General features: G+C 72.4%; 7 protein-coding genes (1 of these 7 cut by a window edge). 2 read left to right on the forward strand and 5 right to left on the reverse strand.

The window, feature by feature from the left end:
• From EES41_RS42270 to EES41_RS04390, 4 genes are all read right to left on the reverse strand, one after another.
• A protein-coding gene (locus EES41_RS42270) for a type I polyketide synthase (RefSeq protein ID WP_123082251.1) crosses the window boundary here: on the reverse strand, nucleotides 1–10,152 show its beginning. 24,264 nt of this gene lie to the left of the window's left edge; only the first 10,152 of its 34,416 coding nucleotides appear in the window; the start codon lies at nucleotides 10,150–10,152; its stop codon lies off the left edge, out of view.
• 326 nt (nucleotides 10,153–10,478) lie between these two features.
• Entirely contained in the window at nucleotides 10,479–12,029 is a 1,551-nt protein-coding gene (locus EES41_RS04380) for a PH domain-containing protein (protein WP_123075818.1), read from the reverse strand.
• Nucleotides 12,026–12,526, reverse strand: a complete 501-nt coding sequence (locus EES41_RS04385; protein ID WP_123082252.1) for a PH domain-containing protein — start codon at nucleotides 12,524–12,526, stop codon at nucleotides 12,026–12,028. Before EES41_RS04385 ends, EES41_RS04380 begins: the two co-directional genes overlap by 4 nt.
• Before the next feature lie 62 nt (nucleotides 12,527–12,588).
• Nucleotides 12,589–13,122: a hypothetical protein gene (locus tag EES41_RS04390; protein ID WP_123075820.1), complete on the reverse strand. Its 534-nt coding sequence runs from the start codon at nucleotides 13,120–13,122 to the stop codon at nucleotides 12,589–12,591.
• A 165-nt stretch (nucleotides 13,123–13,287) separates the two neighbouring features.
• Between EES41_RS04390 and EES41_RS04395 the strand changes: the two genes are divergently transcribed.
• Nucleotides 13,288–14,583 (forward strand): sensor histidine kinase, encoded by a 1,296-nt coding sequence (locus tag EES41_RS04395; RefSeq protein ID WP_254211307.1) that lies wholly within the window; start codon nucleotides 13,288–13,290, stop codon nucleotides 14,581–14,583.
• Nucleotides 14,576–15,208, forward strand: coding sequence for a response regulator transcription factor (locus EES41_RS04400; RefSeq protein ID WP_008742470.1), 633 nt, complete (start codon nucleotides 14,576–14,578; stop codon nucleotides 15,206–15,208). Before EES41_RS04395 ends, EES41_RS04400 begins: the two co-directional genes overlap by 8 nt.
• Before the next feature lie 69 nt (nucleotides 15,209–15,277).
• Here EES41_RS04400 and EES41_RS04405 read toward each other — a convergent pair whose 3' ends face one another.
• A complete protein-coding gene (locus EES41_RS04405; protein WP_254211308.1) occupies nucleotides 15,278–18,169 on the reverse strand; it encodes a LuxR family transcriptional regulator in 2,892 nt (963 codons plus the stop codon).
• Nucleotides 18,170–18,234 lie beyond the last annotated feature (65 nt).

An 18,234-nucleotide genomic window follows, 5' to 3' on the forward strand; every position in this document is an offset into this window, starting at 1 on the left:
TTCGCGGGCGACGAGCGAGAGGTAGTCCTGGCCGTTGGTGCCGACGAACACGCCTGCCCGGCTGCCGCGCAGGGACGACGGGTCGATGCCGGCCCGCTCGAAGGCCTCCCACGAGGTCTCCAGCAGCAGCCGCTGCTGCGGGTCCATCGCGAGGGCCTCGCGCGGCGAGATCCCGAAGAAATCGGCGTCGAACTCGGCCGCTCCGGCGACGAAACCACCCTGGCGGGTGTACGACGTCCCCGGCTGGTCCGGGTCGGGGCTGTAGAGGCGGTCGAGGTTCCAGCCGCGGTCCGCCGGGAAGTCGGCGACCGCGTCCGTACCCTGCGCGAGCAGTTGCCACAGGTCCTCGGGGGACGCGATACCGCCGGGGAAGCGGCAGCTCATCGCCACGATCGCGATGGGGTCGCCGTCGACGGCCGCGGCGACGGGAAGCAGGGCGCCGGAGACGGGGATGCTGCCGACGAGCTCCTCACGGAGGTGTTCGGCCAGCGCGGCGGACGTCGGGTAGTCGTAGATGAGCGTGACGGGCAGCCGCAGCTCGGTCGCCGCACCCAGGCGGTTGCGCAGCTCGACGGCCGTCAGGGAGTCGAAGCCGAGCTCCTTGAAGGCGCGTTCGGCGCCGACGGCGTCCGCGCCGTCATGCCCGAGGACCGCCGCGACATGCGTACGGACCAGGCCGAGCAGCTCCCGCGTCTGTTCGGCGGGGGCGAGCGCGGCGAGCCGCCCGGCGAGGGTGACCGCCCCACCCGTGTGCTCGGCGGTCTGGGTACGGGCGTCAGTTCCGGCGCGAGTCGCGCGTACCTCGGTCAGCTCGCTGAACAGTTCACTGCGGCGTACGGCCGTGTGGCCGGACAGGTACCGCTCCCATTCCACGTCGGCCACCGTGAGGGAGGCGTCAGCTGCCCCAACGGCCTGCCGGAGAGCACGCATCGCCGGCTGCGCGTCCATGGGAGGCACGCCGTCCCGGCGCATCCGGGCCTCAAGGGCCTCGTCGGCGGCCATGCCGCCCTCGGCCCACGGACCCCAAGCGATCGAGGTCGCCGCCAGCCCGGCGGCGCGGCGCTGCTCGGCCAGGGCGTCCAAGTACGCGTTCGCGGCGGCGTAGTTGCCCTGCCCGGCCGCACCGATCGTGCCGCTCATCGAGGAGAACAGCACGAACGCGGAGAGCTCGATGCCCAGCTCGCCCGTCAGCTCGTGCAGGTTCAGCGCGGACGTCGCCTTGGCGCGCAACACGCTCTCGAAACGCTCCGGGGTCAGAGCATCCAGCACACCGTCATCAAGCACACCAGCGGTGTGGACGACAGCGGTCAGCGTCTCGGCCTCGGCAGCCAGCAGCGCGCGCAGAGCATCCCGGTCAGCGGCGTCACACGCCACCACCGACACGTCCACACCCAGCTCCAGCAACTCGGCAGCGCCGGGGGCATCCGCACCCCGACGGCTCGTGAGCACCAGACGCTCCACGCCCGCTCCGGCGAGCCAGCGAGCCACCCGACCACCGAGAGCACCCGTGCCGCCGGTGATCAGAACGGTGCCGGACGGCGTCCACGACTCCGCGCCACCATCCGCAGCCCGGACGAGACGACGCCCGAAGACACCAGAGGAGCGCACCGCGACCTGGTCCTCACCAGAACCGGCCAGCACACCCACCAGTCGGGCCATGGCCCGCTCGTCCCACACCTCGGGCAGGTCGACCAGACCGCCCCAACGCTCGGGCAGCTCCAGAGCGGCCACGCGCCCCAGACCCCACACCTGAGCCTGCACCGCGGACACCAGACGGTCCGAACGACCCACACTCACCGCGCCACGGGTCAGGCACCACAGCGGCGCCACGACCCCGGCATCGCCCAACGCCTGCACCAGAGAAGCCGTCGCGACAACCCCAGCCGCCTCATCCAGCGCAAGCAGCGACACCACACCGGAGACGGAACCAAAGCCGGAAAGCTGCTCGGCCAGAGCAACACGATCCGCACCCGGCTCGACAACCACCCGACGCACCTCAGCGCCGCGCCCGGTCAGCGCGCCCAGCACACCTGCAACCAGGGCATCGTCTTCGCGCGCGCTGGGTACGACGGCAACCCACTCGCCACCCAGCACCCCGGCGGAGGCCGCCGGTCCCGCCAGCGGCTTCCACGAGACCCGATAGCGCCAGCCGTCGACCTGCGCCTGCTCCTGGTTCTGCCGACGCCACGCCGAAAGAGCCGGGACGAGCTCACCGAAGCTCGCGTCATCGGACACCGACAGTTCAGCCACCAGAGACGCGAGATCGCCGCGCTCCACCGCGTCCCAGAACCGGGCGTCGACCGCGTCGACCGTCGGGGCGGCGACAACAGCACCGTTCGACAGGATCGTCTCCGGCCAGAACCGCTGCCGCTGGAACGCGTACGTCGGCAGCTCCACCCGGCCAGCACCCGAACCGGCGAAGAACGCGGACCAGTCCACCTCCACACCACGCACATGCGCCTGCGCCACGGCCGTGACCAGCGTCTCCGCCTCACCACGACCCGCACGCAACACCGGCACGAACGCAACATCCGCGTCACCGGTCAGGCAGTCCTGAGCGAGCGCCGACAGCACACCGTCCGGCCCCAGCTCCACGAACGACGTGACCCCGGCACCCTCCAGGACCCGCACGCCATCCAGGAAGCGAACCGCCTCGCGGACGTGCCGCACCCAGAACTCCGCCGAACCCATCTCGTCAGCGACCAGGGCGCCGGTCAGGTTGGACACGACCGGAATGCGCGGGGCCCCGAACGACAGCCCCTCCACCACCCGGCGGAAGTCGTCCAGCATCCCGTCCATGTGCGGCGAGTGGAAGGCATGGCTCACGGTCAGCCGCTTGGACTTGCGGTCCGGGAACGCGGCCGCGACGGCAAGAGCCGCATCCTCGTCACCGGCCACGACCACCGAACGCGGACCGTTGACGGCCGCGATGCTCACGCGATCCGTCAGCAGCGGGAGGACCTCGTCCTCCGACGCCTGCACCGCGATCATCACACCGCCCTCGGGCAGCGCCTGCATCAAACGACCACGCGCCGCGACCAGCGCACACGCGTCCTCCAGCGAGAACACCCCGGCGACATGCGCAGCCGCGATCTCACCGATCGAATGCCCCGACACGAAGTCCGGCTTCACACCCCACGACTCGGCCAGCCGGAACAGCGCCACCTCAACCGCGAACAGCGCCGGCTGCGTGTACTCCGTACGGTCCAGCACAGCCGCATCCGGTCCGAACAGCACCTCGGTCAGCGGCAGTTCGAGGTGGGCGTCCATCCGCGCGCAGACCGCGTCCAGCGCGTCCGCGAACACCGGGTACGTGTCGTAGAGCTCACGGCCCATCCCGAGCCGCTGGCTCCCCTGGCCCGTGAACAGGAACGCGAGTCCGCCACCCGATGCCGTGCCCCGCACGAGCCCTGTCGCGTGCTCGCCGGCGGCCAGGGCCCGCAGGCCCGCCGTCAGCGCATCGCGGTCCGCCGCGTCCGCGACCACGACCGCCCGCGTCTCGAACGTGGACCGCCCGGCCGCAAGCGAGTACGCGATGTCAGCGGGAGCGGCCTGCGGGTTCTCGGCAAGCCAGGAGACGAGCTGCTGCGCCTGGGCACGCAGTCCGGCGGGGTTCTTGCCCGTGACGGCGAACGGCAGAGCCGCAGTCGCGGTGCCCTCGGCGGGCGCCGCCGGCGCCTCGTCCGCGTCCGCGTCCGGCGCCTGCTCGATGATCGTGTGGGCGTTGGTGCCGCTCAGGCCGAACGAGGAGATACCGGCCCGGCGCGGACGGCCAGTCTCCGGCCAGTTCCGCTGCTCGGTCAGCAGCTCGACCTCGCCCGCCGACCAATCCACGTGCGGGGTCGGCGCGTCCACGTGCAGGGTCCGGGGCAGCACCCCGTACTGCATGGCCAGCACCATCTTGATGATGCCCGCGACACCGGCCGCGGCCTGCGTGTGCCCGATGTTCGACTTGACCGAACCCAGCAGCAGCGGCAGTCCCTCCGGCCGCTCCTGCCCGTACGTCGCCAGCAGCGCCTGCGCCTCGATCGGGTCACCGAGACGAGTACCCGTACCGTGCGCCTCCACCGCGTCGACCTCGGCCGCCGACAGACCGGCGCTCGCCAGCGCCTGACGGATCACCCGCTGCTGCGAAGGCCCGTTCGGCGCCGTCAGACCATTGCTCGCACCGTCCTGGTTGATCGCCGAACCCCGCACGACAGCCAGCACCGGGTGACCGTTGCGCTGCGCGTCCGACAGCCGCTCCACGAGCAGCATGCCGACACCCTCGCCCCAGCCCGTGCCATCGGCACCCGCGGCGAACGCCTTGATCCGGCCGTCCTCCGCCAGCCCCCGCTGACGACTGAAGTCGATGAAGGCATCAGGGGTGGACATCACGGTCACACCACCGGCGAGCGCCATGGAGCACTCGCCCTGCCGCAGCGCCTGCACGGCCAGGTGCAGGGCGACGAGCGACGACGAGCAGGCCGTGTCGACCGTGATGGCCGGGCCTTCGAGGCCGAACACGTAGGACAGGCGGCCGGAGACGACGCTCGCCGCGTTGCCGGTGCCGACGTGGCCTTCGAGGCCGTCGGCCTCACCCGCGACGAGAGTGAGGTAGTCCTGGCCGTTGGTGCCGACGAACACGCCGGCCTGGCTGCCCTTCAGCAGGGCGGGGTCGATGCCGGCCCGCTCGAAGGCCTCCCACGAGGTCTCCAGCAGCAGCCGCTGCTGCGGGTCCATCGCGAGGGCCTCGCGCGGCGAGATCCCGAAGAAGCCGGCGTCGAACTCGGCGGCGTCGTAGAGGAATCCGCCCTCGCGCGTGTACGAGGTGCCCGGCTGCTCCGGGTTGGCGTCGTAGAGGCGGTCCAGGTCCCAGCCACGGTCCGCGGGGAAGTCGGCTACCGCGTCCGTACCCTGCGCGAGCAGGCGCCAGAGGTCCTCGGGAGTGCGCACCCCGCCGGGGAAGCGGCAGCTCATCGCCACGATCGCGATGGGATCGTCGTCGGTGGCCGCAGCAACGTGCTGGGGAGAGTCCGCCTTGGGCGCGTTGCCCATCAGTTCGCCTCGCAGGTACTCCGCGAGGGCCGACGAGGTCGGGTAGTCGTACACCAGGGTGGCCGGGAGCCGCAGTGCGGTGGCCGCGCCCAGGCGGTTGCGCAGGTCGACGGCGGTCAGGGAGTCGAAGCCGAGCTCCTTGAAGGCGCGTTCGGCGCCGACGGCGTCCGCGCCGTCATGCCCGAGGACCGCCGCGACATGCGTACGGACCAGGCCGAGCAGCTCCCGGTCCTGTTCGGCGCGCGGCAGCTCTGCGAGCTTCGCGAAGGCGGCGCCCGCTACGTCCGTGCCCGTGACCACGGTCCCCTGGCCGGTGACCGAGGCGGCGCCCTGCGAAGTGGCGGTAGCGAAGTCGGCCACCGACGGGTTGGGGCGAACCGCTGCCACGACCGACGAGAAGCGGTCCCAGGTGATGTCCGCGACGGTCAGGGCGGCTTCGCCGGCGCCGACGGCCTGCGCCAGCGCGGCGATCGCGGAATCGGGGGCCATCGGCGGCACACCCTCGCGCCGCATCCGCGCGTCCATCGCCTCATCGGCGGCCATACCGCCCTCGGCCCACGGACCCCACGCGATCGAAGTCGCCGCCAGCCCGGCGGCACGACGCTGCTCGGCCAGAGCGTCCAAGTAGGCGTTCGCGGCGGCGTAGTTACCCTGACCGGCCGCACCGATGGAGCCACTCATGGAGGAGAACAGCACGAACGCGGAGAGCTCGATACCCAGCTCGACGGTCAGCTCGTGCAGGTTGAGGGCAGAGGTCGCCTTCGCGCGCAGCACGCTCTCGAAACGCTCCGGCGTGAGGGCATCCAGCACACCGTCATCGAGCACACCAGCGGTGTGAACGACAGCCGTCAGGCCCTCGGCTTCAGCCGCCAGCAGCGTACGAAGGGCGTCCCGGTCAGCGACGTCACACGCCACGACCGACACGTCCACACCCAGCTCCAGCAGCTCAGCGGCGCCCGGAGCATCAATGCCCCGACGGCTGGTCAGCACCAGACGCTCCACGCCCGCACCGGCGAGCCAGCGTGCGACCCGCCCACCGAGAGCACCCGTACCGCCGGTAATCAGGACCGTGCCGGACGGCGTCCACGACTCCGCGCCACCATCCGCAGCCCGGACGAGACGACGCCCGAAGACACCAGAGGAGCGCACCGCGACCTGGTCCTCACCAGAACCGGCCAGCACACCCACCAGTCGGGCCATCGCGCGCTCGTCCCACACCTCGGGGAGATCGACCAGACCGCCCCAACGCTCAGGCAGCTCCAGAGCCACGACCCGACCCAGACCCCACGTCTGAGCCTGAACCGCAGACACCAGACGGTCCGAACGGCCCACGCTCACCGCGCCACGGGTGAGGCACCACAGCGGCGCCTCCACCCCGGCAGCACCCAACGCCTGCACCAGACCGGCCGTCGCGACAACACCCGCAGCCTCGTCCAGCGCAAGCAACGACACCACACCGGCAACAGAACCGACATCGGAGAACAACCCGGCACGGTCAGCACCGGCCTCGACAACAACCCGCCGGACCTCGGCACCACGACCGGCCAGCGCACCCACCACCGGCGCGTCATCCACGCCCTCGGACGGCACCACCACCAGCCACGACCCCGACAACCGGACGCCACCAGCGGCGGCGTCCGTCAGCGGCTTCCACGACACCCGGTAGCGCCAGCCGTCCACCTCGGACTGGGTCCGGACCCGGCGGCGCCACGCCGACAGGGCCGGGACGACCTCGCTCAGGGGCTGTTCGCCGTCCGCGTCCAGTTCGAGCGCGGCGGCGAGCGCGGCCACGTCCTGGTGCTCGACCGCGTCCCAGAACGCGTTGTCGGCCGGGTCGGTCCGGTGCGCGGGCGAGGCGGCCGGCTCGATGGCGGGGGTGCGGGCGTTCATCCAGTAGCGCTGCCGCTGGAAGGCGTACGTCGGCAGTTCGACGGACCGGGCGCCCGTACCGGCGAAGCAGGCGGCCCAGTCGGTCTCGGCGCCCCGGACGAACATGCGGGCGACGGCGTCGAGCAGGGTGGTGGTCTCGGGGCGGCCGGAGCGGAGCGCGGCGGCGAAGACGGGGTTGGTGGTGTCCTGCGGGTCGGTGACGAGGCAGTCCTGGGCCATGGCCGTGAGGACCGGGTCGGGGCCGAGTTCGAGGAAGGAGTCGGCGCCGCGCGCGCGGAGGGTGCGGACGCCGTCGAGGAACCGTACGGCTTCGCGTACGTGCCGGACCCAGTGTTCGGGGGTGGCGAGCTCGGCGGCGGTGGCGGTGGTGCCGGTGAGGAGGGAGACGACGGGGAGGGTGGGCGTGCCGTAGTCCAGGACCTGTGCCACGCGGCGGAACGCGTCGAGCATGGCGTCCATGTGCGGCGAGTGGAAGGCGTGGCTGACGGTGAGGCGCTTGGTCTTGCGGCCCTGCGCCTCGAAGGCCTCGGCTACGGCGAGCGCCGCGTCCTCGTCGCCCGCGACGACGACCGACTGCGGGCCGTTGATGGCCGCGATGCTGACGCGGTCGGTGAGCAGCGGCAGGACCTCGTCCTCCGAGGCCTGCACGGCGATCATCACGCCGCCGGTGGGGAGGGCCTGCATCAGGCGGCCCCGGGCGGCGACGAGCGCGCACGCGTCTTCCAGGGTGAAGACGCCCGCCACGTGGGCGGCGGCGATCTCGCCGACGGAGTGGCCGGCGACGAACGCGGGCCGCAGGCCCCAGGATTCGACGAGCCGGTACAGGGCCACCTCGACCGCGAACAGTGCGGGCTGGGTGTAGGCGGTCTGGTGGAGGAGGGCGGCCTCGGGGGTGTCCTCGTCGGCGAACAGGACGTCGAGCAGCGGGTGTTCGAGCTGCTCGTCCAGGTACCAGGAGGCGTCGTCGAGGGCGTCGGCGAACACCGGGTAGGTCTCGTACAGTTCGCGGCCCATGGCCAGGCGCTGGCTGCCCTGGCCGGTGAACAGGACGGCGGGGCGGCCGGCCGCGGGCTCGCCGTGGATGACGGCGGGTGTGTCGGCGGCGTCGGCGAGGGCGTGCAGGCCGCGCTGGAGGGAGGCACGGTCGTCGCCGAGGACGACGGCGCGGTGTTCGAACCGGCTGCGGGTGGTGGCGAGGGAGTGGCCGATGTCGAGGGGGGTGGCGTCGGGGTGGGTGTCGAGCCAGTCGCCGAGGCGTCGGGCGGTGGCGCGCAGGGCTTCGGGGGTCTTGGCGGACAGGGCCCAGGGCAGCAGCGGCAGCTGGCCGGCCGCGGCTTCCGGTTCGTCCGTGCCGGGGGCTTCCTGGGCCGGGGGCTGGTCCGCGGTGTGCTGCGCGGCGTCCTCGGTGGGCGGTTCCTCGATGATGGCGTGGGCGTTGGTGCCGCTCATGCCGAACGAGGAGACGCCGGCGCGGCGCGGGGCGTCGGCGGTCGGCCATGCGACGGGTTCGGTGAGGAGCGAGACGGCTCCGGCTTCCCAGTCGACGTGCGGGGTCGGCGCATCCACGTGCAGGGTCTGCGGAAGCATGCCGTGGCGCATCGCCATGACCATCTTGATGACGGCGGCGACACCGGCGGCGGCCTGGGTGTGGCCGATGTTGGACTTGAGGGAGCCGAGCCGCAGCGGCCGCTCCGCCGGGCGGTCCTGGCCGTACGTGGCGAGCAGGGCCTGCGCCTCGATGGGGTCGCCGAGGGTGGTGCCGGTGCCGTGGGCCTCGACGGCGTCCACGTCGGCGGAGGTCAGGCCGGCGTTGGCGAGGGCCTGGCGGATGACGCGCTGCTGGGCGGGGCCGCTGGGCGCGGTCAGGCCGTTGCTGGCGCCGTCCTGGTTGATGGCGGTGCCGCGGACGACGGCGAGGACGTGGTGGCCGGCCGCGCGGGCGTCGGAGAGGCGTTCCACCAGCAGCATGCCGGCGCCTTCGCCCCACGCGGTGCCGTCGGCGCCCGCCGCGAACGGCTTGCAGCGGCCGTCGGGGGCCAGGCCGCGCTGGCGGCTGAAGGAGACGAACGAGCCGGGGCTGGCCATGATCGCGACGCCGCCGGCGAGCGCGAGGGAGCACTCGCCGCTGCGCAGGGCCTGGACGGCGAGGTGCAGGGCGGCGAGCGAGGAGGAGCAGGCGGTGTCGACGGTGACCGTGGGGCCTTCGAAGCCGAAGGTGTAGGCGATGCGGCCGGAGGCGACGCTCGCGGCGTTGCCGGTGACGAGGTAGCCCTCGAACCCGTCGGCGGCGTCCTCCAGTCGGGGGCCGTATTCCTGGGTTTCGGCGCCGACGAATACGCCGACCTGGCCGCCGCGGAGTCCGGAGGGGTCGATGCCGGCCCGGTCGAAGGCCTCCCAGGAGGTTTCCAGGAGGAGGCGCTGCTGGGGGTCCATGGCGAGGGCTTCGCGCGGGGATATTCCGAAGAATGCGGCGTCGAATTCGTCGGCGTCGTGGAGGAATCCGCCTTCGCGGGCGTACGTGGTGCCGGCGCGGTCGGGGTCGGGGTCGTAAAGCGAGTCGAGGTTCCAGCCGCGCCCGGTGGGGAATTCGGAGATGGCGTCGGTGCCGTTCGCGACGAGTTCCCAGAGCGCTTCGGGGGAATGCACGTCGCCGGGGAACCGGCAGCCGATGCCGACGATGGCGATGGGTTCGTCGCTGCTGATGGCGGCGGTGACGGGTGCCTCGGCGGGGGCGGTCAGGCCCAGGAGCAGGGCGTGGATCCGGCGGGCGAGGTGGGCGGGGGTGGGGTGGTCGAAGGCCAGGGTGACCGGCAGGCGCAGGCCGGTGCCGGCGACGAGCCGGGCGTGCAGGTCGACGGCGGCGAGGGAGTCGAAGCCGAGGTCGAGGAAGGAGCGTTGCGGGTCCAGGGCGGTGGGTGCGGCGTCGCGGAGGGAGGCGGTGACGAGGGAGGAAACCCAGTCGAGCAGCGTGGTGTGCTGCTCGGTCTCGGTCAGCCCGGCCAGCCGCTCGCGCCATCCGTCGGGCCCGTCGGTGCCGCCGCTCGCGGCGTCAGCGCCCGTCTCAGCGCCCGTCTCAGAGCCTGCGTCACCGCTGGTCTCACCGCCGCCGTCACCTGCGGCTCCACCGCTGTCGGTGCCATGGGGTTCGCGCTCGGTTCCCTGGGTTCCGCCGGCCTCGGAGGCGTCGTCGGTTTCGGCAGCGAAATCCTGGGAATCGTTCAACATCGCGCGCTCCATCACTCCGTGCAGAGAAACCTAAGACCAGAGATGACCCTGGCACGGGAGGGGCTCCACAGAAACCCCTAACGGTCCCCTACGGGCCCCTATGCGGGGGCCCCAGGAAAGGCGTCGTGATTCAGTGGGCGCGCCGCATCATAATGCCCCCGGAGTATGGGCGATTGCAAGAATTCCGAATGTCTTTGTCATCGGCCGATTCCGGATTCGCCGTCCGGGAGCGGGCGGACATGGAGACGGAGGGGCGGCCGGGGGGACCGCCCCTCCGTCTCCCGGGGGTGCGCCAGTTGGTTATCGGGGGTGGTGTCCGTCGGTGGTCAGCGGCGGGCGGGGTGCCGTTCGATGAACGGGGCGAGCAGGCCGGGTACCGCCTCTTCGGCGAGGGCGAGGCCTTCGGAGACCGAGACGTCGCGGACCTTGTAGACGCCGCTTCCGGCGGCGGTGGCGGCTCCGAGGGTGAGCAGGCCGGCCTTGCGCTGGAAGACGGAGCGGGTGATGGACCAGCCGATGATCCCGTCGCGCTGGACGGCGGCGGTGCGGCGGGTGAAGGTGCCGGCGCGGGTGACGAGGTAGGGGCCGTGGACGGCGTGGCCGAGGTTGCGGTAGGCGTCGTGGGCGAAGGCCAGGCAGACGGGCAGGAGCACCAGGACGGTGATCCAGCCGGTGTGTACGAGGGCCGGTGTGAGCCACAGGCCGAGGCCGACGAACGGTGCGGCGATCAGGACGACCCAGCGCAGGGCGCGGTTGATCCTGCGCCGCAGGGCGGCGCGGGGATGCGGTGCGAGGTCCGCCTCGTCGGTCGGGGACACGTCCCCGCCGAGGACGTCGGCGGCGATCCGGCGGGCCAGGGCCAGGGGTACGGGCGGGGTGAGCCGGCTGCGGCTGCTGTTCTCGTCCTCGTCGCCGAGGCCGCTGGCGACGGCCTTGACGCGGGCGCCTCCGGCCCAGCGCAGCAGCAGCGGCTCGGCCACCTCGACGCCGCGCAGCCGCTGTTCCTCGATGCTGACGGAGCGGGTGATGAGCAGGCCGCGGCGGACGCGGAGCATGCCCGTCTCGGGGCGGTCGAGGCGGTAGCCGCCCCAGCCTTCGATGAAGGTGGCCGTGGAGCCGGCGACGCCGATCAGGACGATGACGAGGAGGGCCACGAGGATGCCGTACCAGAGCGGTACGGAGCCGAAGCGGTGCTCCAGGTCCTTGACGATGCCGAGTTCGAGGGGGTCGATCTTCATCTCGTGCAGGGTGCGGTAGACGCTGCCGACGGCGATGAAGACGCCGCCGACGCCCCACAGGGTCAGGGGTGCGTACCGCAGCCACGCCCAGTCGAGTTCGGCGATGGTGGTGTCGGTGTCGCCGTCGGCGGTCCGCAGCCCCTGGCGGGCGTGGCGGAGTTCGCTGAGCCGGCTGCGCAGCGCGTCGGCGTCGCGGTTGCTGAGGCCGTCGAGGGACAGGCCGCCGCCGGAGGAGGCCTGGTCGCCGGTGGAGACCTTCAGGGAGGTGAGGCCGAAGATCCGGTGGAGGGGGTTGGCGGTCAGGTCGACGCTGCGGATGCGGTCGACGGGTACCGAGCGCTGGCTGCGGAAGAGCCATCCCTTGTGGAGTTCCACCCGGTCTTCGGTGACGCGGTACCGGGTGGTGATGAGGCGCATCAGGCTGATGCCGGAGATGACGAGGCAGGTGATGAGGAACGTGGCGAACGTGATCAGGACCTGGAGGTTGACCTCGCCGCCGGTGAGGACGGTGGTGGCTCCGAAGGTGGCCAGCGGTGTGGCCACCACGCTCAGGTTGACGAGGAACAGGCGCGGGTTGAGCCGCCCCCACGGGTCGTCCTGGGCGTGCTTCGCCTCTCGTACCGCGGTGTCCGGTGTCACGTGGCGTCTCCCGGTACGGCCTGGGTGGACCTGGTCAACTGCTCCACGAGTTCGGTGGCGGTCCCGTGGTCCAGCCCCTTGATCTTCACGGCGCCGGAGGAGGAGGCGCTGGTGACGGTGATGCCGGAGAGCCGGAACATCTGCTGGAGCGGGCCGCGGAGCATGTCGACGGTCTGGACGCGGGACAGGGGGACGACCCGCCAGCGCTGCCAGAGCCATCCCGAGGCGGCGTAGACGGCTTCGTCGGTCATCTCCCAGCGGTGCACCCGGTAGCGCCATATGGGCATGACGCCCATGTAGAGGAGGCCGGGGACGAGGGCGGCGAGGAAGAGCGGTCCGAAGACGAACCGGGCCGGTGCGATGGTGAGGTACAGCACGCCGAACACGAGCGGGAGCGGCAGGGCGAACAGGGAGGACTGGAGGGTCCACCATCCGATCGCACGGCTCTCGACCCGGTTGCGAGGCGGACGGAGCCTCAGTTCTTGGTTGTCTAGCACTGCCTCACCCTGGTTCCTGAAGGATTCTGATTCGTCGCCGGTCGACTCGTACCGCATTGCTTTCAGTTCGCTCCCCGGTCGGCGACCGGTGCCGTCGCGGTGCGTACGGTGCGCAGCCGGGACAGCAGGACGGCGGCCCGGGCCGTCACCATCGACAGCGACATCAGCGCGAGGGAGCTCACGAGGACCTCACTGCCGCTGAGTTGATAGTCGGTGGTGAAGCGGGTCACGGAGGCGTCGAACCAGTGCTCGCAGCCGTACGCGAAGAGGATCTGGACGGTGGAGAGGAGGGTCCAGACCGCTGCGTGGCCGGGTCCGCCGGTGCTGCGGATGCCTCCCGCGCTGTCCCGGTGGGCGGTGAGCAGGGAGGTCGCGCCGAGACCGCAGATGGCGCCCATGCCGATGCCGGCGAGGTGCAGCGATGTGTCGTTGCCCGCCGTCGGGAAGGAGTGTACGCAAGCGGCGGCGGCGAGGACAGCCACCAGTGTGGGGCCGGCGATCCTCATCACGGTGATGCGCCGGTTACCGGAGTCGGACGCGAGGATGACGGCCAGGATCGATCCGCAGGTGATGAGCGCCGTAGTGAACTGACCCACGTGACCTGACCCGTCCTTTCCGCGTTCCCTCGGAATCCCTTGTCGCGGTTCCTTCCGCTGGTTCCAACGTAGGCGGGGCGGCCGGGTCCGGGGGACGACCGATCGGTGGGACCGGCTGTCAACCGATCGACGGACACCGGCGGACCTCGTGGTAGGACTGGTGCCGTGCACATAGATTCTCAGGCGGAGGTCCCGCGGACGGCCGCGAACTACGGCCCGGACTCGGGAAGCCGCTGGTTCGGCCTGTGGGACGGCTATTTCGCCGCCTCGTACCTCGTCACCGTCATCCTGCTGTTCACCTCGGCCGAGAGCCAGGCCCACCGGGCCCTCGCGGTCGGCGCGCTGACGCTGATCGTGCCCTGGTACGCGGGGCTCGGCCGGAGGCTGATGCTCCACCGGACGGCGGGGCCGCGGAGCATCGTGTTCTCCGCCGGGCTCCTCCTGCTGTTCGGTTCTGCCAGCATGCTCGATCTCGCGGGTTCCTTCGCGCTGTTCGCGGTGGTGCCCATGCTCATGATGAGCCTGTCGGTGCCGCCGGCGATCGTGCTGGTCGTACTGGCCAACCTGTGGCCGGTGACGGTGGTGTGGCTGCGGGGCGGGGAGTTCGATCCCCACATCCTCTCGGTGCTGCCCATATCGCTGCTGGGCATCGCCCTGTCGGTGCTGCTGGGCCTGTGGATCACCCGGGTGGTGCGGCAGAGCACCGACCGGGGCGAACTGATCAACGAGTTGCGGCGCAGCCGGGAGCGCGAAGCCCGGTTGTCCCACCAGGCCGGCATCTCCGCCGAGCGGGAGCGGCTGGCCCGGGAGATCCACGACACCCTGGCGCAGAGCCTGACGAGCATCATCAGCCTGGTGCAGGCGGCCGAGTCGGAGGTGGTGGGCAATCCGGAGCGGGCGCGGTCCCGGCTCGGGCTGGCGGGCCGGGTCGCGCAGGACAGCCTGGCCGAGGCCCGCGGGTTCGTCTCCGCGCTGACCCCGCCGCCGCTGCGGGAGAGCTCGGTGGTGCAGGCCGTACGGCGCCAGGCCGATCTGCTGAGGGAGGAGACGGGGCTGACGGTGCGGTGCTCGGCCCGCGGCGAGGAGCGGTCGCTGCCGATGGCGGTCAGCGTGGTGCTGCTGCGTTCGGCGCAGGAGGCGTTCGCCAACGTGCGCAAGCACGCGCGGAACGCCCGTAGGGTGGAGGTGCTGGTGGCGTTCGCGCCGGACACGGTACGGCTGGTGGTCCGCGACGACGGCGCCGGTTTCCGTGCGCAGGACGACGGGCGGGGCCCGGAGCCGGCGGACGCGCGGGAGCGCGGGGCGGACGGCGAGCGGAACGGTTTCGGGCTGCGCGGCATGCGGGCCCGGGTGGAGGAGATCGGCGGCATGGCACAGATCAGCAGCACCCCGGGTGCGGGCACGGTCATCGAGGTGACGGTGCCGCTGGGCCCGGTGGCGCGGGGGTCGGCCGGTGAGTGAGCGCGAACCGATCGGGGTGCTGCTCGCCGATGACCATCCGGTGGTCCGGGAGGGCCTGAGCGCCATGCTGGAGCTGGACGAGGGCATCCGGGTGGTGGGGCAGGCGGGTTCCGGTGAGGAGGCGGTGCTGCAGGCCGGCCGGCTGCGGCCCGACATCGTCCTGCTCGACCTGCGGATGGGCGCGATGGACGGGGTGGCCGCGACCGGGCACATCCTGCGGGAGTCGCCGCGGAGCAAGGTGGTCATCGTGACCACGTACGAGGACGACGCCGACATCCTGCGCGCGGTGGAGGCCGGCGCGGCGGGCTATCTGCTGAAGGGCAGTTCCCGCGAGGAGCTCGTGAACGCGGTGAAGGCGGCGGCGCGCGGTGAGACGGTGCTGACGCCGTCGCTGGCGCCGAAGCTGTTCCGGGCCCGGGTGGTGGAGGCGCCGGTGCTGTCGGAGCGGGAGTGCGAGGTGTTGCAGCTGGTCAGGCAGGGTCTGACCAACGCGGACATCGGGCGCCGGCTGTTCATCAGCGAGGCGACGGTCAAGACGCACCTGTTGCGGTCGTTCAAGAAGCTGTCGGTGTCGGACCGCACGGCGGCCGTGATCACGGCGCTGGAGCGGGGCCTGCTGTCCTGAGGGGCCACGGCCGCGAGGGCCCGGCCGTACCCCTGGGGCGGGGTACGGCCGGGCTTTCGCGTCCGGGTCTCAGGCGGTGCCGGGCAGGCTCAGGTCCCACAGCCGGGCGGGCAGGTCGCGGCGCCGCTTGACCTTCAGCTTGCGGTAGATCCGGGTCAGGTGCTGCTCGACGGTGGAGACGGTCACGTACAGCTTGGTGGCGATCTCACGGTTGGTGTGACCGCGCGCCGCGAGCAGGGCCACACGCGCCTCGGCCTCGGAGAGCGCCTCGGCCTCGCCGGCCGCCGGTTCGGCCTCGCGCCCGGGCGGGGCGGGGACGGCCTCGCCGTCGCCCTGTCCGGGGGTGAACTGGAGGCACAGCGGCTGTGCCCCGCAGGACTTGGCGACGTGCCAGGCCTTGCGTACGAGCATCCGGGCTCGGTTGAAGTCCCCGGCGGCGCGGTGGGCGCTGCCCAGTTCCCCGAGCGCCACGGCCAGTTGGAGCCGGTCCTCGCCCTGTTCCAGGGCCTCGACGGATTCGGTGAGCCGTTTGACGCGGTACGCGAGGTCGCCACTGGTACGGGCGAGGGCGAGCAGCAGGGCGCCGCGGGCGCGGCTGCCGGGCGGGCCCGGTTCGCGCTGCTTCTGCTGTTCGACGTACTGCCGGGCGCGGGACACGTTGCCGATGGCGAGCCAGGCCTCGGCGGCGTCCAGCCGCCAGGGTGCCAGTTCCACGGCGTCCATGCCCCAGGCCTGCATCAGTTCGCCGCAGGTGAGGAAGTCGCGGACGGCGGCGTGGTAGCGGCCGGTGGCGAGGTGGCAGCGGCCCCGGGCGCGCAGGTAGTGCAGCCCGACCTGCGTTTCCAGCATGGTGTCGGGTACCGGCTGTTCGAGCAGGCTCATCGCCTCGTCGAGGTTGCCCATCTGGGTTTCGGCCTCGATGAGGATGGCCAGCGGCAGTGCGATGGCCACGCCCCAGCACTGCGCCGATATGAGGGACATGGCCTGGCGGGCCTGGGCGGCCGCACCCGGCAGGTCGCCCTGGCGGAGGGCGACCTCGGCCCGGACCACGCCGAGGGCCGCCTGCCAGGTCGGGGCGTTGCGGGCGGAGCATTCGCCGAGGAGCCGGTCGATCCAGGTGAGGGCGAGGTCGAGGCGGCCGGCGTAGACGAGGGCCAGTACGGCGAGGACGAGGGGGGTGAGGGTGCGGTCGCTGAGGTGGTAGCGCTGGAGCACCCGGGTGGCCTCGGCGACGGCCGCTTCGCCCTGGCCGCCGCGCAGCGCGGTCCGCATGGCCTCGACGGCCGGGATGTGGGCGTCGTCGGGCATGTCGTACGGGGCTGCGCCCGCCGCGCCCGCCCCGGTGGCCGGGGCCGGCGTCCGCGGGGCGCCGGGCCGGGCGGCGTAGGGGGCGCCGGTGGTCGCGAACGCCTCGCGGACCGGCGGGCTGACCACGGAGAGCCAGCTCTGCGCGGCGGCGAGGGTGGCGGGGCGGTAGGCGAAGGACCCCCCGGCGTCCCGGGCTTCCTCGGCGGCGGCTTGCAGGCGGCGTATCTCCTCGCTCGCCTGCCGGGCCTCCCCTATCCAGGCGAGGCAGGTCACGGCGTGGAGGAGGTCGCGGTCGGTGAGCCGGCCGGCGCGGAACTCCCGGGACAGCTGGCGCAGGTGGCCCTCGGCGGCGACCGGGCTGCTGCGCCAGACGATGCTGACCAGGCGGGACTTCAGAGCGGTGCGGCAGGGGCCCTCGGGGCAGGAGTCGACGGCGAGCTCTCCGCACCGCAGGGCCAGCTTCGGGTCGCCTTCGACGAGGGCGTACTCGGAGGCTTCCTGGAGGACGGGGATCGCCCAGTCCGTCACCGGCTTGCGGGCGGCGAGGAGGTGGCGGGCGATGTCGAGGGCGGGTGCGCCTTCCTGGTGCAGCAGTCGAGCGGCGCGCTGGTGGAGCAGGGACAGCGCCCCGGTCGGGGTCGCGGCGAGCACCGCGGCGCGGGTGGCGGCCTCGCGGAAGGCGCCGCCGCGCAGGATGCCGCAGCGGTTGAGGTCCTGGACGGCCAGTTCGGCGGTCTTGACGTGGACGTCGGTGATGCGGCTGAGCACGAGGGGCGGGCAGGTGTCGCCGAGGACGGCGATGCCGCGGGCGATCGCCAGCGTCTCCGGGTCGCCCCGGTGGAGGCAGTCGAGCACGGCGCGTTCGAAGGCTTCGGCGGGGGCGAGCGGCTGGAACGGCTCGCTGTCGCCGAGGACCGTCAGGCCGTCCTCCAGCAGGGCCTTGACCAGCAGCGGGTTTCCGCCGGTGGTTTCCTGGCAGTCGGCGGAGACCCGCTGGGCGGCGGCGGTGGAGAAGTGGCCGGCCAGTACGCGTCCGGTTCCGTCGGCGCTGAGCAGCGGCAGCCGGATGGTGGTGCAGTGGGGCTGGCGCTGCAGCTCGGCGTGGAAGGCGAGTTGGGCGGGCAGCAGTCGTACGGCCTCGGTGAGGACGATGAGGACGCCGGCCTGCCGGACCCTGCGGGCGAGGCAGAGCAGGAAGGCGCGGGAGAGTTCGTCGCCGTGGTGGACGTCGTCGACGGCGATGACGAGGGTGCGGTCCCGGGCGATCCGCAGCAGCGAGGCGCAGATGTGCGGGAGGACCCGCATTCCGGCCTCGACGCCGCCGGTGGCGTCCTCGGCGTCGGCGATCTGGGCGGCGACGCCGTCGAGCAGGGCGGTGGCCTCGGCGTGGACGGCGGGCTCCAGTGGCGCGGCGCTGTCGAGGACGCGGCGCAGGATGCCGAAGGGGAGGTAGCGCTCCGCGCGGGATCCTGCGGCTTCGAGGACCAGTACGCCTTCCGACATGGCGTGTTCGGTGAAGTGCTCCAGCAGGGTCGTCTTGCCGCCGGCGATCGGCCCGCTGATGACGGCGACGCGTCCGCGGCCCCGCCGGGCGCTGCCGAGCAGGTCGTCCAGCGTCTCCCACTGCTTGTCGCGCTCGACCAGCCTTGCCACCAACAGGTTCCCTTCCCCCGAGTCTTCTGTACGTGTGCTGCTGCGCTGCACTGCGTCGTTCCTCC

Source organism: Streptomyces sp. ADI95-16, from assembly GCF_003721495.1.
Lineage (GTDB): Bacteria > Actinomycetota > Actinomycetes > Streptomycetales > Streptomycetaceae > Streptomyces > Streptomyces goshikiensis.